Origin of the sequence: Variovorax sp. Root411, assembly GCF_001425205.1 — a bacterium.
Classification (GTDB): Bacteria; Pseudomonadota; Gammaproteobacteria; order Burkholderiales; family Burkholderiaceae_C; genus Variovorax.
Map to the genome: position 1 here is coordinate 348,969 of NZ_LMDW01000012.1, position 22,789 is coordinate 371,757.

Sequence of the window (22,789 nt, forward strand, 5' to 3'; positions counted from 1 at the left end):
AGCGACACGAAGTGCGCGAAGCCTGGGGGTACCAAGCCTGTCAACCTAAAATCTTGCCCCTATGCAGAGATCGCACATCGTTCGGCCCGCGGCCATGTTCTGGGGGCTGGTGGTGTTCATGCCGGTCGGCGTCACCTATCTTTCGGCCATCCTGCTGCTGCTCACCCTGCTGGTGGCCGGCGGCGCGCGCGAGCGCTTCGCTCGGCTGCGTGCCAACCCGCTGTGGTGGCCAGTGGTGGCGTACCTGGCCTGGACCTTCATTGTGCTGGCCTTCCGGCCGCACTATCCCGAGACCCCGTCCAATCTTTTCCACGGGCTGCGCATCGCCGTCACGATATTGATGGCGATGGCGCTCACGCGCGAGGAAGCGATATGGGCGCTGCGCGGCTTCCTGCTGGTCGCGGCGCTGAACGTGCTGCTCGTCATCGTGTTCTATTCCGTCGGCGGCTTCCCTATCTGGTCGCCGCTGCGCGCGGTGGTCATGGAGGTCGGCAACAAGTCGATCAGCAACGCGCTGCTGTTCAGCGTGGTGGCGTCCACGGCGGCCGTGTGGGGCATTGCGCAGATCGCCGCGCACAGGCCGCTGCGTGCCATCCCGGCCTTCGTGCTGATGCTCGGGCTGGGCCTGGTGGTGGCGCTGCCGCTGACCTCGCGCACCTCGGTGCTCGCGCTGCTGCTGGTGATTCCGGTCGTGTGCATCCACCAGTGGCGCAATCACCTGAAGATGCTGGTGGGCGCGCTGGTGCTGGGGGCCGCGGTGCTCGGGGCCGCGCTCTATCAGGTGCCGCAGCTGCAGCACAAGGTCGAGACCGGCGTGCAGGAACTCGAAGAGGCGCAGGCCGGCGCGGTCTTCAAGGGCAGCTGGGTCATCCGCTACTACATGTACCGCGACACCAGCCGCATGATCGCCGAGCGGCCGTTCACCGGCTGGGGCATCGGAGGCTGGACCGACCAATGGCACAAGCACGGCCCGGTGCTGTTCGCCGATTCGAACATGCCGCACAACGACTTCCTGTGGGTCGGCGCGCAAGGCGGTCTGCCGGCCTTGCTGAGCCTGCTGGCCATCATGGTCGCTGCCGTCTGGCAGGCGTGGAAACGGCCCGACATGGCGGGCCGCTATGCGCTGGCCGCCACGCTGATCGCGTTGATTGCGTCGAGCGTGAACTCGGCACTGCGCGACGCGCAGATCGGCCTGGCGCTGCTGTGGGTTTCGATGATCTACCTGCGGCTGGCGCAGGAGAAGCAAGACCCGGATCCGTGGCGCGACCTGCTGCCGTCGCGCCGCATGAAGGACGCCGCCGCGGTTTAGTGCCGCGACGACACCGTCTCGCCGGCCTTCAACCGGTACACCGTGCCGCAATACGGGCACTTGGCCTCGCCGGTGCGCGCCACGTCGAGGTAGACCTTCGGATGGCTGTTCCAGAGCTTCATGTCGGCCTTGGGGCTGGGGCAGAACACGCCGCCTTGATGATTGAGCTCCTTGGCCAGGAGTTCGACGACTGCATTGGTGGACATGGGTTTTCTCAGACTTTCGTGAGCCAGTGTGCGTACTTGGGATTCTTGCCGTTCACGATGTCGAAGAAGGCAGACTGGATTTTCTCGGTGATCGGGCCACGGGCGCCGCCGTCGCCGCGGTTGCCGATCTCGACGCGGTCGAGTTCGCGGATGGGCGTCACTTCAGCGGCGGTGCCGGTGAAGAAGGCCTCGTCGGCAATGTAGACCTCGTCGCGCGTGATGCGCTTTTGCACCAGCTCCAGCCCCAGGTCCTTGCACACGTGCAGGATGGTGTTGCGCGTGATGCCGTTGAGCGCGCCGGCCGACAGGTCGGGCGTGTAGACCACGCCGCCCTTGACCACGAAGATGTTCTCGCCCGCGCCTTCGGAGACGAAGCCGCTCGCGTCGAGCAGCAGCGCCTCGTCGTAGCCGTCGTCCAGCGCTTCCATGTTGGCGAGGATCGAGTTGGTGTAGTTGCTCACCGTCTTGGCCTGCGTCATCGTGATGTTGACGTGGTGGCGGGTGTAGCTCGAAGTCTTCACGCGGATGCCGCGCTTCATGCCTTCTTCACCGAGGTAGGCGCCCCACGACCAGGCCGCGACCATGGCGTGGATGCGATTGCCCTTGGGGCTCACGCCGAGCTTCTCGGAGCCGATCCAGATCAGCGGGCGCAGGTAGCAGCTTTCGAGCTTGTTCTCGCGCACTACCTGTTTCTGGGCTTCGTTGAGTTGTTCCTGCGTGAACGGGATCTTCATGCGCAGGATCTTGGCGCTGTTGAACAGCCGCTCGGTGTGCTCGGCCAGGCGGAAGATGGCCGTGCCCTCGGGCGTCTTGTAGGCGCGCACGCCCTCGAAGGCGCCGCAGCCGTAGTGCAGCGTGTGGCTCAGCACGTGGATCTTGGCGTCGCGCCAGTCCACGAGTTCGCCGTCCATCCAGATCTTGCCGTCACGGTCGTCCAGCGAGGGGGGGATCGAGCTCATTTCCTGATTCCTTTGGAAGCGGTGTTGGGAGCGAGGTGGGAAGTCGCAAAAGCTTTCGATTTTACGGCGGTGGGATTGGCGGGGTGCCCGACAATGCCCGGTTGTGCAAACCAGTGGAAAAAGGGTTTCCGTGTCCGTATTCAAGAACGTCATCGTCTATCGCATCGAACCTGCCTGGTCCCAAACGCTGGCCGAGGCAGAAGAAGGGCTCGGCAAGCAGCGCTTCGTGCCTTGCGGTCCCTCGCAGGAAAAGTCCGCCGGCTGGGTCGAGCCCCGCGGCGAAGCCAATGGCCCGCTGGTCGAATCCATCGACGGCCAGTGGCTCGTCGAATACATGATCGAGAGCAAGCAGGTCCCCGGCTCGGTGGTGCGCCGCAAGCTCGACGAACGCTGCGCGCAGATCGAAGCCACCACCGGCCGCAAGCCCGGCAAGAAGGAAAAGAAGGAGCTCAAGGAAGACATCACCCTGGAGCTGCTGCCGATGGCCTTCACCCGCAGCGCCCGCGTGACGGTGTGGATCGACAAGGCCGAGAACCGCCTCGTGATCAACAGCGGCAACGCATCGCGCGCCGACGAAGTGGTCACCAGCCTCGTGAAGTCGCTCGATGGTTTCGCGGTGGCCCTCATCAACACGCAGATCGAGCCCGCCGCCGCGATGGCCAACTGGCTGCTGACGCAGGAGCCACCGGCCGGGTTCACCATCGACCGCGAGTGCGAGCTCAAGGCCTCGGACGACTCCAAGGCCGTGGTGCGCTACGCCAAGCATCCGCTCGACATCGAGGAAGTGCAGAAGCACATCACCGACGGCAAGCGCCCGACGCGCCTGGCGCTCACCTGGGACGACCGCGTGTCCTTCGAGCTGACGCATGGCCTGCTGATCCGCAAGATCACCTTCCTCGAAGGCACGGGCGACGGCGCCGCGGGCGGCAAGAAGGAAGACAACTTCGACGCCGACGTGGCCATTGCCACGGGCGAGCTGGGCCAGTTGGTGCCGGCGCTGCTCGATGCGCTCGGCGGCGAAGCGGCGTTCTCGGCGGCTGTGCCGGACGAAGCGGCGAAGCCCGCCGCAGCAGCAGCCGCTCCCACAATGACGACCCCGGCCGACGCGCCCGAGGAAGAAGACGCGCCGTTCTGACGCGTCTTCAACAGGCGTGGCTCAGGCCGCCGGCGGGTCTTCTTCTTCCGGGGTTTCGGGCCGCGTCATCGTCCAGCTCTGCAGCTTGCCGCCATTGAACACGGCGTCGACGTACGAGCCGCCGCCGTCGGTCCAGCGGTAGTGCTCGGGCTGCTCGTCCTTGGGCGAGCGCAGCTCGCCGAGGGCGCGCGTCATCGCGATCACGTGCATCAGCGTGACCCCGGGCTTGAGCTTGGCATTGAGCATCACGGCACTTGCCACATAGCCCACCGGCCGCTCGGCGGCTCGCTTGAGCACCTGCATCGCGCGGTTGAAGTGCAACAGCAGGAACATCACGATCGCGCCGCCGGCCAGGGCGACACCGCCCCATCCGCCGCTGCGCCAGGCCAGTCCCAGAAGGACGACGATGCCCAGGGGCACCAGCAGTTTCTTGAAATTCATGGCTTGCATTGTCGCCGCCCCGCAGTAGCGACCGCGGCTACCGCCGGGCGCGCCGGGCGGTACTCACCCCCAAAAGCGCATCGCATGCGAGCGCCACACGGCACATTCCACCGCGGCTTCAGGGAGAGGCAGCCCAGTTGAAGGCTCGCGGAGCAGCCGCGCGGCAACCTGAGTTGCCACGACACGGCACACATCGGGGGACAGGGAGGGTGAGCCCGGCGCGCCAGTGGTGCGCCGGGCATTTTTTCAAGGAATCAATCCAGGCGGCGGACCACGTCCATCGCCTCTTCGATGCGGTCGACGGCGTGGATGGTCAGGCCTTCGATCTCTTTCGAACCCTTGCGCGGTGCGTTGGCCTTGGGCACCACGGCCACGCTGAAACCCAGCTTGGCAGCCTCGCGCAGGCGCTCCTGCCCACGCGGCGCCGGCCTCACCTCGCCGGCCAGGCCCACCTCACCGAACGCGATGAAGCCCTTGGGCAGCGGCTTGCCGCGCAGGCTGGAGGTGATGGCCAGCATCACGGCCAGGTCGGCCGCCGGCTCGCTGATGCGCACGCCGCCCACCGCGTTGACGAACACGTCCTGGTCCATGCAGGCCACGCCCGCATGGCGGTGCAGCACGGCCAACAGCATCGCGAGGCGGTCGCGGTCCAGGCCCACCGACAGGCGCCGCGGGCTCGGCCCGCCGTTGTCGACCAGCGCCTGGATTTCCACCAGCATCGGCCGCGTGCCTTCGAGCGTCACCAGCACCACGCTGCCGGGCACCGGCTCGGCATGCTGGCTCAGGAAGATGGCGCTCGGATTCGTCACGCCCTTGAGGCCGCGCTCGGTCATGGCGAACACGCCGATCTCGTTGACCGCGCCGAAGCGGTTCTTGATGGCGCGCACAAGGCGAAAGCTCGAGTGCGTGTCGCCCTCGAAATACAGCACCGTGTCGACCATGTGCTCGAGCACGCGCGGTCCGGCCAGCGCGCCTTCCTTGGTGACGTGGCCCACCAGCACCACGGCAGTGCCGCTGGTCTTGGCGAAACGCGTGAGATGTGCCGCGCATTCGCGCACCTGCGCGACGGAACCGGGGGCTGACGTGAGCTGGTCCGAATAAACGGTCTGGATCGAATCGATCACCGCGATGGCCGGACGCGTGGCGTCGAGCGTGGCGATGATCTTCTCGAGCTGGATCTCGGCCAGCACCTGCACCTGCGAGTGATCGAGCCCGAGCCGCTTGGAGCGCAGCGCCACCTGAGCCCCGCTTTCCTCACCGGTGACATACAGTGCGTTCTGCCCCGCGCGCTGCAGCGCATCGACCGCCTGCAGCAGCAGCGTCGACTTGCCGATGCCGGGGTCGCCGCCGATCAGCGTGACGCCGCCCGAGACGATGCCGCCGCCCAGCACGCGGTCGAGTTCGTCGAGGCCTGTGGGCGTGCGCGCGACGTCGGTCGCTTCTATTTCCGACAGCGTGGCGAGTTCCGACGCGCCCGCGAGCGACGCGAACTGCGTGCCGAACCGGTTGTTGGCCGGGCCGCTGCCCGCGCCCGCGACCTGCTCGATCAGTGTGTTCCAGGCGCCGCAGCTCGGGCATTTGCCGAGCCATTTGGGGCTGGTGCCGCCGCATTCACTGCAGACGAAAAGTGTTTTTTCCTTGGCCATGCGGCAAGTTTAGGTGTCCGCACAAACCCTGATGAATGCCATCTAGGAAAGTTCTGGCAAATCATTTAACATGTTAAGTAATTTCAGAAAGAGACGCCTCTTGAGCACCACATTCACGCACCGCAATTTGCCGCGCCTGCTGCTGCAGGCCCGCGAAGCGGTGATGGCCCACACGCGGCCCAGCCTGCGCGAGCATGCGCTGTCCGACCAGCAATGGCGCGTGCTGCGCGTGCTGGGCGAGCACGGCGCGGTCGACACCGGCCGCGTGGCGCGCGAGGCCTTCATCCTCGGCCCCAGCCTCACCGGCGTGCTTGCGCGCATGGAGCGCGACAACCTCATCACCCGCGCGCGCGACCCGGCCGACCAGCGCCGCACCGTGGTCGAGGCCACGCCGCACGGCATGAAGCTGGTGAAGCGGCTGGGCAGCAGCATCGAGGCGCACTACGACTGGATGGAAAAGTCGCTCGGCAAGGCCAAGCTCGCGCAGCTCTACGGACTGCTCGACGAACTCATCGCACTGGAGCAACCTTCATGAGCAGCGCCCCCCATTTCCTGCCCACCGGCACGGTGTACGGCACCCTGCTGAACTTCCGCGCCGAAGTGGCGGCGCTCGCCACGCAGATGACGCAGCCGCCCTACAAGGCACCGCCAAAGGCGCCCGTGCTCTACGTGAAGACGGCCAACACCTGGAGCCCGCACGGCAGCGCCATCGCGGTGCCGGCGGCCGTGCCCGAGGTGGAAATCGGCGCGAGCATCGGCATGGTGATCGGCGCCGAGGGCGACGTCGAAGGCTTCGTGCTGATGAACGACCTGTCGATCCCGCATGCGAGCTTCTTCCGCCCGCCGGTGAAGTTCAAGTGCGTCGATGGCTTTCTCGGCATCGGGCCGGTGCTGCGCGACACCCAGGACGTGGCCGACCCCGCGAACTTCCTCGTCGAGGTGCGCATCGACGGCGAGCTGAAGCAATCCATCGACTTCTCGCAGCTCGTGCGCCCCGCGCAGCAGCTGCTTGCCGATGTCGGCGAGTTCATGACGCTTGCGCACGGCGACGTGCTGATGCTCGGTTGCGATGCCGGCCGGCCAGTGGCCCGCGCGGGCCAGCGCATCGACATCTCCGCGCCGGGGTTCGAGACCCTGAGCAACACGCTGGCGAAGGAGGCCGCATGAAGCACGCACGCGTCATCTTCGAAGGCCGCGAGCATTCCGGCACGAGCCATGAGTTCAATGGGCAGCAAGACGCCGCCGTGCGCCTGGACGACGGCCGCATCGTGCCGCAGGAGCAGCTCGTCTGGCTGCCGCCGCTCGCGCCCACGGCACGGCCGCGCACCATCCTCGCGCTCGGCCTCAACTACGCCGACCACGCCAAGGAGCTCGAGTTCAAGGCGCCCGAGGAACCGCTGGTGTTCGTCAAGGGCCAGAGCACGCTGATCGGCCACCGCCAGCTCACGCACCGTCCGGCCGGCGTGCAGTTCATGCACTACGAATGCGAACTCGCCATAGTGGTCGGCAAGACCGCGAAGAACGTGAAGCGCGATGACGCATATGACTTCATCGGCGGCTACACGGTGGCCAACGATTACGCGATCCGCGACTACCTCGAGAACTGGTATCGCCCCAACCTGCGCGTGAAGAACCGCGACACCTGCACGCCGCTGGGGCCGTGGTTCGTCGATGCGGCCGATGTGCCCGATCCCATGGCGCTCGCGCTGCGCACCACCGTCAACGGCACGGTCACGCAACAAGGCAACACGCGCGACATGATCTTCGACGCGCCTTTCCTCATCGCGTACTTCAGCCGCTTCATGACGCTGTCGCCGGGCGACCTGATCCTCACGGGCACGCCCGACGGCGTGGTCGATTGCAAGCCGGGCGATGTGGTCGTGACCGAGATCGAGCGCATCGGCGCGCTGGTCAACACCATCGACGCGGGCTGAACCCCTTTTTCTGTCACACATCAACAAGCGGAGACAAACGCAATGAACGCTGGAAAGAAAACGCTCGCTCTCGCTGCCGCCCTGGTGGCCGTGAGCGCCTCGATGTTCGCGCTCGACGCGCCCGCGCAGACTGCGGCCTTCCCCACCAAGCCCGTGCGCTGGGTGGTGGGCTACCCGGCGGGCGGCGGCACCGACTTTCTCGCGCGCACGGTCGGCGCGCAGGTATCGCAGCAGGTAGGGCAGCCGGTGCTGGTCGACAACAAGCCCGGCGCGGGCGCGATCATCGCGTCGGAGAACGTGGCGCGCGCGCCGGGCGACGGCTACACCGTGTTCTCGGCCGATAACGGCGTGCTGGTCTACAACCCCGCGCTCTACAAGAAGCTGCCCTACGACGCCGAGAAAGACTTCGCGTTGATCGGCATGATGGGCCGCTCCCCGCTCATCCTCACGGCCGCGCCCAACGCGGGCATCGCCGATGCCAAGGCGCTGCTCGCCGCGCTCAAGGCCTCGCCTGGCAAATACAGCATCGCCACGCCGGGCACCGGCAGCCCGCACCACCTGGCGCTCGAGTTGTTCCAGCGCGAAGCCGGCGTGTCGATGCTGCACGTGCCCTACAAGGGTGGTGCGCCCGCGCTGCAGGACCTGATGGGCGGCCAGGTCGCGCTGATGATGCTCGACCTGCCCAGCGGCGTGAGCGCCGTCAAGGCCGGCAAAGTGGTGCCGCTGCTCGCCATGTCGGCCGAGCGCGTGCCGCAGCTGCCCAACATCCCCACCGCCAAGGAACTCGGCTTCGCCAACGTCGAGGCCTACACCTGGCAGGGCTTCGTCGCGCCCGCGGCCACGCCGAAGGAAGTGCAGGCGAAGCTGGGCGCGGAGCTGCAGAAAGCCATGGCCGATGGCGGCGTGCGCCAGAAGCTCTACGACGCGGGCTGGGAAGCCCGCCCCGCAGACGCCGCCGAAATGGCGCGCTACACCGACGCCGAGCGCAGGAAATGGCATGCCTTGATCAAGGCGCGCGACATCAAACTCGATTGAACCGGACCGGACACTTCTTCATGCAACAGATCGACCATCTCATCGGCGGCAAGTCCGTCACGGGCAAGGACTACTTCGAAACGGTCAACCCGGCCACGCAGGAAGTGCTGGCCGAGGTCGCCTCGGGCGGCGAGGCCGAAGTGAACGCCGCCGTGGCCGCCGCGAAGGAAGCCTTTCCCAAGTGGGCCGGCCTGCCCGCGCCCGAGCGCGCCAAGCTGATCCGCAAGCTCGGCGACCTGATCGCGAAGCACGTGCCCGAGATCGCGCAGACCGAGACCGACGACTGCGGCCAGGTGATCGCCCAGACCGGCAAGCAGCTGATTCCGCGCGCGGCCGACAACTTCTACTACTTCGCCGAGATGTGCACGCGCGTCGACGGCCACACCTACCCCACGCCCACGCACCTGAACTACACGCTGTTCCACCCGGTGGGCGTTTGCGCGCTCATCAGCCCGTGGAACGTGCCCTTCATGACCGCCACCTGGAAGGTCGCGCCCTGCCTGGCCTTCGGCAACACGGCGGTGCTGAAGATGAGCGAGCTGTCGCCGCTGACGGCTGCGCGCCTCGGTGAACTGGCGCTCGAAGCCGGCATTCCGCCCGGCGTGCTGAACCTCGTGCACGGCTACGGCAAGGAGGCCGGCGAGCCGCTGGTGGCGCATCCCGACGTGCGCGCCATTTCGTTCACCGGCTCCACCGCCACCGGCAACCGCATCGTGAAGAGCGCGGGACTGAAGAAGTTCAGCATGGAGCTCGGCGGCAAGAGCCCGTTCGTGATCTTCGAAGACGCCGACCTCGACCGCGCGCTCGACGCGGCCGTGTTCATGATCTTCAGCAACAACGGCGAACGCTGCACGGCCGGCTCGCGCATCCTGGTGCAGCAGTCGATCTATGCGGACTTCTCCGCGAAGTTCGCGGAACGCGCCAAGCGCATCACGGTCGGCGACCCGCTGGACGAGAAGACCATCGTCGGCCCGATGATCTCGCAGGCTCACCTGGCCAAGGTGCGCAGCTACATCGAGCTGGGATCGAAGGAAGGCGCGACGATGCTGTGCGGCGGCCTCGAGACGCCGTCGAACCTGCCGGACCGCGTTCAGCGCGGCAACTACGTGATGCCCACCGTGTTCGCCGATGTCGACAACCGCATGAGGATCGCGCAGGAAGAAATCTTCGGCCCGGTTGCCTGCCTGATTCCGTTCAAGGACGAGGCGCATGCCATCGAACTGGCCAACGACATCCAGTACGGCCTCTCCAGCTACGTCTGGACCGAGAACATCGGCCGCGCCCACCGGGTGGCCGCAGCAGTGGAGGCCGGCATGTGCTTCGTCAACAGCCAGAACGTGCGTGACCTGCGCCAGCCCTTCGGCGGCACCAAGGCCTCGGGCACGGGGCGCGAAGGCGGCACCTGGAGCTACGAGGTGTTCTGCGAGCCGAAGAACGTGGCGGTATCGCTGGGTTCGCACCACATTCCGCACTGGGGGGTCTAGGATGGAAGCTTGCGCTTCGGTTCTTCGTGTTGGGCGTGAAGTGCGCTTGTTGGGGCGCGATCACGCCGACGGGGTACCTTGCTCCGCGAATGTCCCCCGGCCTGCGGCCTCCTCCTTTATTTCGCTGCGCAAGGCACCCCGCCAGCGTGATCGATCAGAGCAGTCGTTGATCGGTGAGCACAACAGCAGCGTCCATCGTGCACAGGGCGCCGGGTGCTCCCCGCAGCGAAATAAAGGAGGAGCGAAGCGGGGGACATTCGCGCAGGGGAGTACCCGGTGGCCTGTGCACGCATCCCGAACATCAGCGCTCAGGCAACCCGCGATACAACGCAACGTGGATCACTGAAATGAGCCTGTACGCAACGCAAAAATTCCTGTTCGCGCTCAACCGCGAAGCCGAAGTGCAGCGCCGCTATACCGAAGGCGGCGACACACGCGCAGTGCTGCTCGCCGACTACGACCTCGACGGCGAAGAGCGCGAGGCAATCGATTCAGGTGACATCGGCAAGCTCTACGTGCTCGGTTGCAACGGCCAGCTGCTGATGCACTTCGCGCCCCTGCTCGGCATTCCGTGGGCCGATTACCTCGAAGCCATGCGCGAGGGCGTGCGCAAGTACGGTCCGGTGCGCGCGGGCATCTACGCGATGACGACGGGCACGGACGAAAAGGTGGCAGGCGTATGAGTCTGGTTTTTGCAGGCGTGTGCAGCCACGCCCCCGGCATCACCGGCCGCGCGCATCTGGCGGATCCGGCCGTGAAGGACGAGTTCCATGCGCAGTTCCACCGCCTCGGCGAGGCCATGCGCGCCACCAGACCCGACGCGGTGATCGTGATCGCGGCCGAGCACTTCGCGAACTTCTTCATGAACAACATGCCGGCCTACGCCATCGGCATGGCCGACAGCTACGAAGGCCCGATCGAGGACCCGAAGTGGCTGGGCATCGAGAAGCACACCATCCCTGGCGACGCAGCGCTCTCGCAGCGACTGATTCGCGAGGTGATGCAGACGGCGGACGTGGCCTATGCGGAAGAATGGAAGTTCGACCACGGCATCATGGTGCCGCTGAACTTCCTCACGCCGAACTTCGACACCAAAGTGATCCCCGTGAACATCAACTGCCAGGGCCCGCCGCTCACGCCGCTGCACCGCGCGTGGGCCTTCGGCGAAGCATTGCGCCGCGCCTGCGACAAGGCGCCCGAGCGCATCGCGCTGGTGGGCACCGGCGGCATCTCGCACTGGCCGGCCACGCCCGACTCGGGCAAGGTCAATGCCGCGTGGGACGCCGAATTCATGAAACGCTGGTGCGCCAACGACCGTGAAGGCATGCTCTCGCTGGACGACTATGGCGACGAGGCCACCTACCGCGAAGCGGGCCAGGGCGGCTTCGAGATCCGCACCTTCATCAGCGTGGCCGCGGCCGCGCGTGGCAAGGGCGAGATCTTCCACATGAAAGCTATTCCGATCTTCGCGGTGACATGCACCGCGGCGACGATGTCGGTGGAATGAACGGAGAACGACGATGCCCCACCTGGTGATCCTCTACACGCCCAACATCGAAGCCGAGACCGACATGTCGGCCCTGTGCCGCACGCTGGCCGACACCATGCTGGAGCAGCGCGACGAAGCCAGCAAGCCGGTGTTCCCCATCGGCGGCACCCGCGTGCTGGCCTACCCTGCTGCGCACTGCGCGGTGGCCGACGGCAAGGCCGACTACGCCTTCGTCTACCTCAACCTCCGCATGGCGGCGGGCCGCTCCGAGGCGGTGAAGAAGAAGGCCGGCGACGATCTGCTGGCCGGCGTGCGTGCGCATTTCGCGCCGGTCTTCGAGCAGCGCCACATCGGCATCACGCTGCAGATCGACGAAAGCCCGGGCCAGGTGTACGACGGCAAGCACAGCAACCTGCATCCCCTGTTCAACAAGAACTGAACGAAGTCACATGCTCTCCAAAGCCACCATCGCCCAACTGGCCGCCGAGCTGCACGAAAGCGAGAAGTCGCGCGTGCAGGTCGAGCACTTCTCCAAGCGCTTTCCAGAGATGACCATCGAGGACGGCTACGCCATCTCGCGCGAATGGGTGAAGACCAAGATTGCCGAAGGCCGCATCGTGAAGGGCCACAAGATCGGACTGACCTCGCGCGCCATGCAGCAGTCCAGCCAGATCGACGAGCCTGACTACGGCACGCTGCTGGACGACATGTTCTTCGAGCAGGGCGGCGACATCCCGTTCAAGCGCTTCATCGCGCCGCGCATCGAGGTCGAACTGGCCTTCGTCCTAGGCAAGAAGCTGCAGGGTCCGAATGTGACCATGTTCGACGTGCTGGCCGCCACCGACTACGTGGTGCCCGCCATCGAGATCATCGATGCGCGCATCGAGCAGTTCGACCGCCACACCAAGGCGCCGCGCAAGGTGTTCGACACCATCTCCGACAACGCGGCCAATGCCGGCATCGTGATGGGCGGCCGGCCGGTGAAGCCCGATGCGGTCGACCTGCGCTGGGTGAGCGCGCTGCTCTACAAGAACGGCGTGATCGAGGAATCGGGCGTGGCCGCGGCCGTGCTCAACCACCCGGCGACCGGTGTGGCGTGGCTTGCGAACAAGCTGGCGCCGTGGGACGAATGCCTCGAAGCCGGCGAAGTGGTGCTCGGCGGTTCGTTCACGCGGCCCACCACCGCAGTTCCCGGTGACACCTTTCACGCGGACTACGGCCCGCTCGGTTCCATCTCCTTTCGATTCGCTTAAACCATGCAAACCCCCATCAACACCTTCAAGCAAGCCCTTCAATCGGGCAAGCCCCAGATCGGCCTGTGGGTCGGGCTGGCCGACGGCTACGCCGCCGAGATCCTGGCCGGCACCGGCTACGACTGGCTGCTGGTCGACGGCGAGCACGCGCCCAACGACGTGCGCTCGGTGCTCGCGCAGCTGCAGGGCATTTCGAGCGCATGGTCGGCGCAGGCCGAGTCGGAGCGCTCGCACCCCGTCGTGCGCATTCCGGTCGGCGACACCACGCTGATCAAGCAGTACCTCGACATCGGCGCGCAGACGCTGCTGGTGCCGATGGTCGACACCGCCGAGCAGGCCGCGCGGCTGGTGCGGGGCATGCGCTACCCGCCCGAAGGCATCCGCGGCATGGGCAGTGCGCTGGCGCGCGCCTCGCGCTGGCAGGCCTACCCCGACTACCTGCACGAAGCCAACGCGCAGACCTGCCTGCTGGTGCAGGCCGAGACGGTGGAGGCGATGAAGAACCTCGACGCCATCGCGGCCACGCCGGGCGTGGACGGCGTGTTCATCGGCCCGGCCGACCTGTCGGCCTCGATGGGCTTCGTGGGCCAGCCGAACCACCCCGAGGTGCAGGCCGTGATTGCCGACGCGATAGCGCGCATCCGCAAGGCAGGCAAGGCGCCGGGCATCCTGTCGACCACCGAGGAACAGGCGCGCAAGTGGCTCGCGGCCGGCGCGCTGTTCGTGGCGGTGGGCGTGGACACCGTCGTGCTGGCGGCGGCGGCGAAGCAGCTGCTGGCCAGGTACAAGGCCGCGCCCGGCACCGCCTCGCCCAACGGCTACTGATTTTCTTCACACCGGAGCACGCTCGATGCAACGCATGACTTTGGCGACCATCGCCACAGCAGCCACCCTCTTCCTCGCCGCCTGCGCGCCCATGGGCGCCGGCAAGCAAGGCGCGACCGCCCAGCAGGAAGCCAATCGCCAGGCGGTGCTCGCCTTCTACGAAAAAGGCCTGAACCAGAAGGACGCCGACGCAGCGCTGCAGTACGTGGGCAGCCGCTACGTGCAGCACAACCCCACGGCGGCCGACGGCCCCGAGGGCTTTCGCAAGTTCATCGCCTTCCTGCGCGAGAAGTTTCCGAAGTCGCGCAGCGACATCAAGCGCAGCTTCGTCGACGGCGACTACGTGATCCTGCACGTCAACGCGGTGCGCGAGCCGGGCACACGCGGCAGCGCCATCGTCGACATCTTCAAGCTGGAGAACGGCAAGATCGTCGAGCACTGGGACGTGGTGCAGCCCGTGCCCGAGACGGCCGCGAACAACAACGGGATGTTCTGACCCCATGACCGCGCCCGTCGACCCGCCCAAGCGCTTTCGCTCCGCCACCATCCGCGAGGGCACGATCCGTGCGACCACGCGCAGCTTCCTGCACGCGCTGGGACAGGACGACGAGGACATCGCGCGTCCGCACATCGGCGTGTTCCACACGGGCGGCGAGATGAGCCCCTGCAACCTCAACCTGCGCGAGCAGGCGCAGCACGCCAAGACCGGTATCTACGCGGGTGGCGGCACGCCGCACGAATGCCCGGTGGTGTCGATCAGCGACGGGCTGACGATGGCGCATTCGGGCATGCGCTTCTCGCTGATCTCGCGCGAGCTGATCGCCGACAGCGTGGAAGCCTCCACGCGCGGCCACCAGTGGGACGGCATCTTCGCCATCGGTGCGTGCGACAAGAACCTGCCCGGCCTGATGATGGGCATGGTCCGCTGCAACGTGCCGAGCGTGTTCGTGCATGGCGGCTCGGCGCTGCCGGGCCAGATGCCCGGCCCCGATGGCCGCGACCTCAACGTGGTCGACACCTACGAGACCATCGGCAAGGTGCTGGCCCGCACCGCCACGCACGACGAGCTCGACGCCATGAGCCGCGCCTGCCTGCCCACGGCCGGCGCCTGCGCGGGGCAGTTCACGGCCAACACGATGGGCATGGTGTCCGAGGCACTGGGCCTCGCGCCCATCGGCTCGAGCATGGTGCCCGCCGTGTTCAGCGAACGCGCACCGCTGATGCGCCGCGCCGCGAAGACGCTGATGAAGGCAGTGATGGGCGACAGCCCGCTGCCGCGCGACATCGTCACGCGCAAGGCGCTGGAAAACGCCTGTGCCGTGGTGTCGGCCACGGGCGGTTCGACCAACGCCGCGCTGCACCTGCCGGCGATCGCGCATGAGGCCGGCATCAAGTTCCACCTCGACGACGTGGCCGAGGTCTTCGCGCGCACGCCGCTCATCGCCGACCTGCGCCCCGGCGGCCAGTACCTTGCGCGCGACGTGTTCTACATCGGCGGCGCCGGCGTGATCCTGCGCACGCTGCTGGAGCAGGGCTTCCTGCACGGCGATGCACTCACCTTCACCGGCCGCACGATGGCCGAGGAGCTGGCCGGCGCCCTTGCGCCCGATGGCCGCGTGGTGCGCGAGGCCGGCAACCCGATCACGCGCGACGGCGGCCTCGCCGTGCTCAAGGGCAACCTCTGCCCGGACGGCGCGCTGCTCAAGACGGCGGGGCTCCAGGGGCTGGTGTTTCGCGGTCCGGCGCGTGTCTTCAACTCGGAGGAAGAAGCGCAGACCGCCGTGCAGAACCGCCTGTACGAACCCGGCGACGTGATCGTGATCCGCAACGAAGGCCCCCGGGGCAGCCCCGGCATGCGCGAGATGCTCGGCATCACCGCCCTGCTCTACGGCCAGGGCATGGGCGACAAGGTGGCGCTGCTGACCGACGGACGCTTCTCGGGTGCGACGCGCGGCCTTTGCATCGGCTACGCGGGGCCCGAGGCGGCCGACGGCGGACCGATTGCGGCGCTGCGCGACGGCGACGTGATCGCCATCGACGCGCGGGCCGAAGCACGCTCGATTTCGGTCGAGCTCACGGCCGAGGAAATCGCCACGCGGCTCGCGCGACGTGAGGTAAACGCGGGGGCCGCCCGCGGTGGCTTGCTGGAAAAATACGCGCTCACCGTGCGCCCTGCCCACCAGGGCGCCGTGACCCACTCGGGCGCGGTCACCTGGCTGCGCGACGAGTCCTGATCCTTCACAACTACCACCGTCCGGAGAGAGACACCATGAGCTTCACGCGCCGCCAGATCCTGCAGACCACCAGCGCCTCGGCCTTGATGGCCAGCCTCGGCCAGAACGTCTTCGCGCAAGCGATGAACATCGAGACCGCCACCATCGTCACCGGCTTCGCGGCCGGCGGCACCTCGGACACCACCTGCCGGCGCCTCGCGCAGAAGCTCAGCCCCGAGTACGCGAAGGTGGCCGTGGTCGAGAACCGCACCGGCGCGGGCGGCCAGATCGCTGTGAGCTACGTGAAGGGCCGCCCGGCCGACGGCAGCACCATCCTGCAGACGCCGACCTCGATCCTCACGATCTACCCGCACATCTACAAGAAGCTGCCGTACGACCCGATGGTCGACATCACGCCCGTGAGCCTCGCCTGCATCTTCGACTTCGGCTTCGCCGTTGGCCCGGCCGTGCCGGCCAGCGTGAAGACGGTGCCCGAGTTCCTGGCCTGGGCCAAGGCCAATCCGGCCGGCGCCAACTTCGGCTCACCCGCTGCCGGTTCCACGCCGCACTTCATCGGCGCGCTGCTGGGCAAGAAGGGCGGCGTCGAGCTCAAGCATGCGGCCTACCGCGGCACGCAGCCCGCCATGCTCGACCTGCTGGGCAGCAACATCTCCGCCGTGTCGGGCCCCATCGGCGACATCACGCAGCACCTGCCCTCGGGCAAGGTGCGCATCCTGGGCGTCTCGGGCGCCAAGCGCAGCCGCTTCGCGCCCGAAGTGCCCACCTTCGGCGAACAGGGCATCAAGGACATGGCGCACAGCGAATGGTTCGCCTTCTTCCTGCCGGCCAAGGCCTCGCCCGAGCTGGTGGCGAAGCTGAACACGGCCATGAAGAACGCGCTGGTGCAGAAAGACGTGATCGACGGCCTCGGCACCTTCGGCCTGGAGGCGATGTCTTCCACGCCGGCCGAGCTGACCGAGTTGCTGAAGAAAGACACCGCCAAGTGGGCGCCGATCGTGAAAGAGGTCGGCTTCACCGCGGAGGGTTGAAACACATGAAGGAACTGCAATGAACACACTCGCCACCACCGCGCCCTCGGCGCGGGTCCATCCCTCGATCCATCCGGACGAGCGCGCCGCGCGCGAAGAACTCGCGGCCTGCTACCGCGTGTTCGCCATGCTCGGCTGGGTCGAGATGATCTACAACCACATCACGGTGCGCTTGCCCGACAGCGTGACCGGTGGCGAGAAACAGTTCCTCATCAACCCTTTCGGCCTGCACTACAGCGAGGTCACGGCCGGCAACCTCGTGAAGATCGACCTGCACGGCAAGGTGCTCGACGGCTCGACCCATCCGGTGAACCCGGCGGGCTTCACGGTGCATGCCGCCATCCACGACGGCCTGCCCGGCGCGCACTGCGTGATGCACACGCACACCACGGCCGGCGTGGCCGTGGCCTGCCTTCAGGGCGGGCTGCAGCAGACCAACTTCTACACCGCACAGCTGCACGGCATGGTGGCGTACCACGACTTCGAGGGCATCACCATCCATGCCGACGAAGGCCCGCGCCTGCTCAGGAGCATCGGCGACCGCAATGCGGTGATCCTGCGCAACCACGGGCTTCTGGCCTGGGGGCAGACGCTGCCGCAGACCTTTGCCATTCTGTGGACGCTGCAGCGCGCCTGCGAAATTCAGATGGCGACCTTCTCGATGGGCGCGGCCATTCCGGTGAGCGAGGAAATCGCGCAGCGCTGCACGCGCGATGCGCTGCAGTTCAGCCCCGAGCACGGCGCGGGGCAGGACGTGTTCGATGCGCTGGTGCGCCAGGTGGACCGCATCGACCCGAGCTACAGATACTGAGGCGAGCTTTTCCATGAAGATCTGTATTTACGGTGCCGGCGCGATCGGCGGATGGATCGGCGCCGGGCTCGCGCAAGCAGGCCAGCGCCTCAACGTGGTGGCGCGCGGCGCCACGCTGGAAGCATTGCAGCAGGGCGGCCTCTCGCTGATGCGCGGCGACGTGCGCACGCGCGTGCCCGTCAATGCGGTGGCCGACCCGGCCGAACTCGGCGTGCAGGACCTGGTGATCATCGCCGTGAAGGCGCCCGCACTGGCCGGCGTGGCCGAGCGCATCGGGCCGCTGATCGGCGCCGACACCATCGTGCTGGTCGCGATGAACGGCGTGCCGTGGTGGTTCCTCGAAGGCGGCTTCGGCGGCGCCATCACCGGCCGCCGGCTCGCGGCCGTGGACCCCGACGGCGCCATTGCCCGCGCCATTCCGTCGCGCAACGTGATCGGCTGCGTGGTGCACGCGAGCTGCTCGCTCGACGCGCCGGGCGTGGTGCGGCACAACTTCGGCAACGGGCTGATCGTGGGCGAGCCTTCGGGCGAGGCCACGCCGCGCGTGCAGAAGCTGGTCGAACTGCTCAAGAGCACCGGCATCGACACCACGCTGTCGCCGCAGATCCAGAAGGACGTGTGGTTCAAGCTGTGGGGCAACATGACGGTAAACCCGATCAGCGCGCTGACCGGCGTAACCACCGACCTGATCATGGACGACGACTACGTGCGCGGCTTCATCTCGGCGGTGATGCTGGAGGCCAAGGAAATCGGCCGGCGCATCGGCATCGAGATCACGCAGAGCCCGGAAGACCGGCACGCGGTGACGAAGAAGCTCGGCGCGTTCAAGACCTCGATGCTGCAGGACGTGGAAGCCGGCCGCTCGGTGGAACTCGACGCGCTTGTGACCGTGGTGCGCGAACTGGGCGAGCTGACCGGCGTGACGACGCCGTTCACCGATGCGTTGCTGGGGCTGGCGCGCTTGAGGACGCGGCAGCTCGGCCTGTACTGACGCGCATCCATCGCAGAATCGCTTGACCCGGCCCCTGCGGCCGCCTTGATAAATAAAGGCGCTGTCCGTTCCAAGCCACGAGGTGATTTTGTGAGTTCTTCTTCCGCCCGATTCCTGAGTGCGTCCGAAGCCGCCCGGCGGCTCGGCGTTTCCGCCAAGGCACTGCGCCTCTACGAGCAGCGCGGCCTGGTGACGCCGACCCGTACCGATGCGGGATGGCGGTCCTACGGGCCCGGCGAGATGGCCCGGGGCACCGAGATCGTCGCGCTGCGCGCGCTCGGCCTGAGCCTCGCGCAGGTGGCGCGCGTGCTGCAAGGCGATGCCGCAGGACTGGCGCCGGCCCTGGCGGCGCATCAGGCGCTGCTCGAGGGGCGCGTTCGCCAACTCGGAGGCACCATCGAGAAGGTGCGCGGCCTGCGTGCCGACCTCGCCCGTGGCCAGGCGCCGGCCGCTGGCGAACTGGCGCGCCTGCTGCAGCCGGCCGAGGGGTTCTGCATCGCCTTCGAACTGCCGTGGCCCTGGGGCGGCGAACGCTTCGAGCTGCGCGGCATCCGGCCGCTGAACTACATCGTCGGTCCGCTGGGCAGCGGGAAGACACAGCTGGCGATACGCCTGGCCGAGGCCATTCCGGGCGCTGCGTTCCTCGGGTTGGACCGCTTCGCAAGCCCCGGCGCGGCGCTCGCACCGGCTGTCGCCGAAGCATTGGCGTGGCTGGTGGAAGACGGCGCCACGGCCTCCGATGCGCTGGTCGCGTTGCTGGCCGGACTGATGGCAGAAGGACCATCGGCGCTGGTGGTCGACCTGGTGGAACAGGGGCTGGACGAGGCCACCCAGCAGGCGCTGATTGCGCACCTGCGCCGTCGCGGACCCGAGGGCCGGCCGCTCTTCCTGCTCACGCGCTCCTGCGTGATCCTGGACTTGGCTGCCGTGGACGATGAAGAATCGATCATCCTCTGCCCCGCCAATCACAGCCCACCGACGCTCGTCGCGCCGTACCCGGGGTCTGCGGGCTACGAGGCCGTGGCGACCTGCCTTGCCACGCCGCAGGTGCGAGCGCGCACGCAAGGCGTCATCGCGTGGCGGCCTGAGGCTGCGTGAGCCGGGGCCGCGCGAAAAATTACCAGCGCTTTTCGGGAACGGCCGCCAGCGCTTCGATGCAGCTGGCCACGGCCTTCGCGCGCTCGTCGCGCACCAGTTGCCAGTTGTCGGCCTTCCACCGCGTCCACGTGACGGGCTCCGACTGGTAGAAGCACGTCGCCGGCGGGCGCATGAAGCCGGGGCGGCCGAGTTCGGCGCCGAACTTCAGGCGGAACAGTTCGTCCGAACCCGCGAGGTTTTCATAGACCAGGTGCCACGGGCCGGGATGCAGCGGCGTGTCGGCTTCCTTGGGGACCCGGCGCGCCTCTTCGATCTCCTCGGGCGTAGAGCCGTCCGTCAGCACGGTCGCGTAGGCGGCTTCGGCGCGCTTGCGATAGATGTCGGTGGCCACCTGGCTCAGCGCATCGTTGAGCTCGCTCATCGCCGGGTTGACGCTCGCGGGATCGTCCTTGAATTCCTCCAGCGTGTCGCCGGCAAGCTCGTCCTTCGAGAAGCCCTGCGCGCCGACACTGACGCGGCCCGTGAACATCGAGACGGCGACGCTCAGCGCAACCTGCCCCGCGACGTTGCCGATGGTGCCTTCGCGCCGGATCACGCGCAGGCGCTCGTAGCCGGGTTTGTAGGAGCCGCGGTTGAAGCGGACCCGGGTTCGCGGCGCGGTCGCGGTGGGCGGGGTTTCGGCGGCGGCCGCAACGGGTGCGGCGGTCACTGCGGGTGCGGGTGCCGGCACGTCCGGCTCGGCGTGCGCGGAAAGGCCGACGACGGCCAGCGCGATGCCGCATGTGCGCCATGCGGTGTTCTGTTTTTTCAGGCTCATGTCACAAATTCCTCCGGCGCGGATTGTCCCGCAACGCAGGCGCTTCTCTCGCGTGCCTTCAGCGACGATCCAGTTGCGGCAGCGTCACCCACCATGCCGCCCCGACGATCAGCAAGCCCCCCGCCCATCCCCAAGACCCGATGCGCTCCCCGAACCCATACACCGCGATCAGCGCCCCGAACACCGGCTCGCTCCCCATCAGCAGCGACACCCGGCTCGGACTCGAACACGAGGCCGCGTGGTTCTGCGCGAAGAATGCGAAGACGGTGCACAGCAGCACGAGGTACGCCATGCCCCACCAGAACGAGGCCGTGGCGGGCGGCATGTGCCACGCCCCGCTGGCCGGCGAGGCGACGAGCGAGATCGTCGCCGCACCGATGGCCATCACGCCCGACTGCACCGCCGTCAGTGTCAGCGCAGGCATCGCATGCCGTCCGGTCAGCCGCCGCGTCATGCACACCATCACGGCGCGCAGGAAGGCGGCGATCACCATCAATCCATCGCCCCAGCCCACCGACAGGTCCGCGGGCGAGGTGGCCGACAGCATCGCGGCCCCCAGCGCCGACAGGCCCGCCGCCCAGAGCATGCGCCGCGCCGGCCGCTGGCCCAGCAGCCACCATTCGACGAACGGCGTGAACGCGACACACAGGCTGATGAGGAACGCGGCATTGCTCGCCGTGGTCAGCGACACGCCGAAGGTCTCGCACACGAAGATCGCCAGCAGGTTTGCGCCGAGCAGCCCGCCCACCGCGAGGCCCTGGCGCCACCGGGCATTGAACAACGGCCTCAGCGCGGGCAGCAGCACGACGAAGGTCAGCCCGAAGCGCAGCGCGATGAACTCCAGCGCGGGCAGCTGCTGCGTCGCCTGCTTGGCCACCGCGTAGCTGCCGCCCCACACTGCCGCCACCAGCAGCAGCATGACTTCGGCGAGGCCGATGCCCGCCCACTTCTTGCCGCCCCATGCGCCGGGGGCGACACTGCGCAACTGCTTTGAATCCATACTGTCGGCCCGCCGTTCATGAACAACCCATCGAGAGGGCATTGTTCTGGGCATCACCCGGGCCACACAGCCGTCGGCCGGAACAGGACTATTGCGTCGTGGGAACGAATTCATTTCTCAAAGTGCTGCCGGAGATGGTGACCTTCGTGCGTGTCGCCGAGCTGGGCAGCTTCTCGGCAGCGGCCGATCTGCTGGGCATGACACCGTCGGCCGCGAGCCGGCAGGTGAAACGGCTCGAAAAGGAAATCGGCGTGCAGTTGCTGCAGCGCACGACGCGCCAGCTGCGACTGACCGAACCCGGCGCCGAGGCCTTCGCGCGCTGCCGCGAGCTGGTGCTGGCGGCGCAGGGCGCGATGGAGATCGGGCAGCAGTTCTCCACCAGGCCGAGCGGACTGGTGCGCATCAGCGCGCCCAAGGCCTTTGCGCGGCGCGTGCTGCATCCGCACATCCTCGGCTTCCTGCGGCGCTATCCGGACGTGGACGTGCAGCTCATCGTGGCCGACCGCGACGTCGATGCGATCCGCGAGGGCGTCGACCTGGTGGTGCGGCTGACGACGGCGCCACCCGAAGGGCTGGTGGCGCGGAAGCTGATGGCGGTGGAACACATCCTGTGCGCAACGCCCGCCTACCTGGCGCGGCACGCAACGGCCATCGCACACCCGAACGACCTGCTCGCGCACAGCTGCCTGTCGCTCGGCGAGCACGAGCGGGACAACCACTGGCGTTTCAGGAAGAGCGGCGAAGAAGACGCAGAGGTCGTCGTGCGCGGCCGCTACATTTCCAACCACAGCGAGGTGCGGCTCGAAGGCGCGCTGGCGGACCTGGGCATCGCCTGCGTGCCGGTGTTCATGGCGCGCGAGGCGCTGGACGCGGGCGGCGTGGTTCGCGTGCTGGCCGAATGGGAGTTCCAGGGCAACTACCACGGGCACGCGTACATCCTGTACCCGCCCAGCCGCTTCACCGCACCCAAGTGCAAGGTGCTGGTCGATCACCTGCTCGGTGCGCTCAGTGCTTCTTCTTCAGCAGGACGCGCACCGCCTCGGGCAGGGAGCTGACCTGCGTTTCCCACAGGCGCACAAAGCGCCAGTCGGAAA

At 67.6% G+C, this 22,789-nt stretch carries 25 protein-coding genes; 19 read left to right on the forward strand and 6 right to left on the reverse strand.

The genetic code is table 11. The features are described 5' to 3' along the window. Positions 1-61 precede the first annotated feature (61 nt). Positions 62-1,309 (forward strand): O-antigen ligase family protein, encoded by a 1,248-nt coding sequence (locus tag ASC92_RS12565; protein ID WP_056515539.1) that lies wholly within the window; start codon positions 62-64, stop codon positions 1,307-1,309. Here ASC92_RS12565 and ASC92_RS12570 read toward each other — a convergent pair. Both ASC92_RS12570 and ASC92_RS12575 read right to left on the reverse strand, forming a co-directional pair. Beyond that, a complete protein-coding gene (locus ASC92_RS12570) occupies positions 1,306-1,515 on the reverse strand; it encodes a zinc-finger domain-containing protein (protein ID WP_007836801.1) in 210 nt (69 codons plus the stop codon). The genes ASC92_RS12565 and ASC92_RS12570 overlap by 4 nt on opposite strands. Before the next feature lie 8 nt (positions 1,516-1,523). Continuing rightward, positions 1,524-2,474 (reverse strand): branched-chain amino acid transaminase, encoded by a 951-nt coding sequence (locus tag ASC92_RS12575; RefSeq protein ID WP_056515541.1) that lies wholly within the window; start codon positions 2,472-2,474, stop codon positions 1,524-1,526. Between the two features lie 130 nt (positions 2,475-2,604). Between ASC92_RS12575 and ASC92_RS12580 the strand changes: the two genes are divergently transcribed. After that, complete coding sequence (locus tag ASC92_RS12580; RefSeq protein ID WP_056515542.1) at positions 2,605-3,609, forward strand: recombination-associated protein RdgC; 1,005 nt, start codon at positions 2,605-2,607, stop codon at positions 3,607-3,609. A gap of 21 nt (positions 3,610-3,630) precedes the next feature. On the opposite strand, the gene ASC92_RS12585 is transcribed toward ASC92_RS12580, so the two are convergent. Continuing rightward, complete coding sequence (locus ASC92_RS12585) at positions 3,631-4,059, reverse strand: hypothetical protein (RefSeq protein ID WP_056515545.1); 429 nt, start codon at positions 4,057-4,059, stop codon at positions 3,631-3,633. Between the two features lie 245 nt (positions 4,060-4,304). Then, complete coding sequence (gene radA, locus ASC92_RS12590; RefSeq protein WP_056515549.1) at positions 4,305-5,696, reverse strand: DNA repair protein RadA; 1,392 nt, start codon at positions 5,694-5,696, stop codon at positions 4,305-4,307. Between the two features lie 100 nt (positions 5,697-5,796). Between radA and hpaR the strand changes: the two genes are divergently transcribed. The 16 genes from hpaR (at position 5,797) to ASC92_RS12670 (ending at position 19,878) form a co-directional block, all read left to right on the forward strand. After that, positions 5,797-6,231 carry a homoprotocatechuate degradation operon regulator HpaR gene (gene hpaR, locus ASC92_RS12595; RefSeq protein ID WP_056515552.1) on the forward strand — a complete coding sequence of 145 codons (435 nt, stop codon included), beginning with the start codon at positions 5,797-5,799 and terminating at the stop codon, positions 6,229-6,231. Further along, a complete protein-coding gene (locus ASC92_RS12600) occupies positions 6,228-6,863 on the forward strand; it encodes a fumarylacetoacetate hydrolase family protein (RefSeq protein ID WP_056515555.1) in 636 nt (211 codons plus the stop codon). Before hpaR ends, ASC92_RS12600 begins: the two co-directional genes overlap by 4 nt. Then, positions 6,860-7,630 (forward strand): fumarylacetoacetate hydrolase family protein, encoded by a 771-nt coding sequence (locus ASC92_RS12605; protein ID WP_056515556.1) that lies wholly within the window; start codon positions 6,860-6,862, stop codon positions 7,628-7,630. The genes ASC92_RS12600 and ASC92_RS12605 overlap by 4 nt, the downstream gene beginning before the upstream one ends. 42 nt (positions 7,631-7,672) lie before the next feature. Further along, positions 7,673-8,665 carry a Bug family tripartite tricarboxylate transporter substrate binding protein gene (locus ASC92_RS12610; RefSeq protein ID WP_056515559.1) on the forward strand — a complete coding sequence of 331 codons (993 nt, stop codon included), beginning with the start codon at positions 7,673-7,675 and terminating at the stop codon, positions 8,663-8,665. Positions 8,666-8,685: 20 nt separating this feature from the next. Next, positions 8,686-10,149 (forward strand): 5-carboxymethyl-2-hydroxymuconate semialdehyde dehydrogenase, encoded by a 1,464-nt coding sequence (hpaE, locus tag ASC92_RS12615; protein ID WP_056515562.1) that lies wholly within the window; start codon positions 8,686-8,688, stop codon positions 10,147-10,149. Positions 10,150-10,496: 347 nt separating this feature from the next. Further along, on the forward strand, positions 10,497-10,832 hold the full coding sequence (locus ASC92_RS12620; protein WP_056515564.1) for an aromatic ring-opening dioxygenase LigA: 336 nt from the start codon (positions 10,497-10,499) through the stop codon (positions 10,830-10,832). Next, positions 10,829-11,656 carry an extradiol ring-cleavage dioxygenase gene (locus ASC92_RS12625; protein ID WP_056515567.1) on the forward strand — a complete coding sequence of 276 codons (828 nt, stop codon included), beginning with the start codon at positions 10,829-10,831 and terminating at the stop codon, positions 11,654-11,656. The genes ASC92_RS12620 and ASC92_RS12625 overlap by 4 nt, the downstream gene beginning before the upstream one ends. 13 nt (positions 11,657-11,669) lie before the next feature. Beyond that, positions 11,670-12,077 (forward strand): 5-carboxymethyl-2-hydroxymuconate Delta-isomerase, encoded by a 408-nt coding sequence (locus ASC92_RS12630; RefSeq protein ID WP_056515570.1) that lies wholly within the window; start codon positions 11,670-11,672, stop codon positions 12,075-12,077. Positions 12,078-12,087: 10 nt separating this feature from the next. Continuing rightward, the gene (gene hpaH / locus ASC92_RS12635; protein WP_056515574.1) at positions 12,088-12,891 is read left to right on the forward strand and encodes a 2-oxo-hept-4-ene-1,7-dioate hydratase; all 804 of its coding nucleotides are present in this window, start codon (positions 12,088-12,090) and stop codon (positions 12,889-12,891) included. 3 nt (positions 12,892-12,894) lie between these two features. Continuing rightward, a complete protein-coding gene (gene hpaI, locus ASC92_RS12640; protein ID WP_056515577.1) occupies positions 12,895-13,716 on the forward strand; it encodes a 4-hydroxy-2-oxoheptanedioate aldolase in 822 nt (273 codons plus the stop codon). Between the two features lie 25 nt (positions 13,717-13,741). Continuing rightward, positions 13,742-14,212, forward strand: a complete 471-nt coding sequence (locus ASC92_RS12645) for a nuclear transport factor 2 family protein (RefSeq protein WP_056515580.1) — start codon at positions 13,742-13,744, stop codon at positions 14,210-14,212. A gap of 4 nt (positions 14,213-14,216) precedes the next feature. Beyond that, a complete protein-coding gene (gene ilvD / locus ASC92_RS12650) occupies positions 14,217-15,950 on the forward strand; it encodes a dihydroxy-acid dehydratase (RefSeq protein ID WP_056515582.1) in 1,734 nt (577 codons plus the stop codon). Between the two features lie 35 nt (positions 15,951-15,985). Then, positions 15,986-16,978, forward strand: coding sequence for a Bug family tripartite tricarboxylate transporter substrate binding protein (locus ASC92_RS12655; protein ID WP_056515585.1), 993 nt, complete (start codon positions 15,986-15,988; stop codon positions 16,976-16,978). A 19-nt stretch (positions 16,979-16,997) separates the two neighbouring features. After that, entirely contained in the window at positions 16,998-17,789 is a 792-nt protein-coding gene (locus tag ASC92_RS12660) for a class II aldolase/adducin family protein (RefSeq protein ID WP_056515588.1), read from the forward strand. A gap of 13 nt (positions 17,790-17,802) precedes the next feature. Beyond that, positions 17,803-18,780, forward strand: a complete 978-nt coding sequence (locus tag ASC92_RS12665; protein WP_056515591.1) for a 2-dehydropantoate 2-reductase — start codon at positions 17,803-17,805, stop codon at positions 18,778-18,780. A gap of 90 nt (positions 18,781-18,870) precedes the next feature. Next, positions 18,871-19,878 carry a MerR family transcriptional regulator gene (locus ASC92_RS12670; protein WP_056515593.1) on the forward strand — a complete coding sequence of 336 codons (1,008 nt, stop codon included), beginning with the start codon at positions 18,871-18,873 and terminating at the stop codon, positions 19,876-19,878. Positions 19,879-19,897: 19 nt separating this feature from the next. Here ASC92_RS12670 and ASC92_RS12675 read toward each other — a convergent pair whose 3' ends face one another. Further along, the gene (locus ASC92_RS12675) at positions 19,898-20,695 is read right to left on the reverse strand and encodes a hypothetical protein (RefSeq protein ID WP_056515596.1); all 798 of its coding nucleotides are present in this window, start codon (positions 20,693-20,695) and stop codon (positions 19,898-19,900) included. Positions 20,696-20,753: 58 nt separating this feature from the next. Then, positions 20,754-21,695, reverse strand: coding sequence for a DMT family transporter (locus ASC92_RS12680; RefSeq protein ID WP_056515600.1), 942 nt, complete (start codon positions 21,693-21,695; stop codon positions 20,754-20,756). A 98-nt stretch (positions 21,696-21,793) separates the two neighbouring features. Between ASC92_RS12680 and ASC92_RS12685 the strand changes: the two genes are divergently transcribed. Further along, positions 21,794-22,750, forward strand: a complete 957-nt coding sequence (locus ASC92_RS12685) for a LysR family transcriptional regulator (RefSeq protein WP_056515603.1) — start codon at positions 21,794-21,796, stop codon at positions 22,748-22,750. The last annotated feature ends 39 nt before the right edge of the window (positions 22,751-22,789 follow it).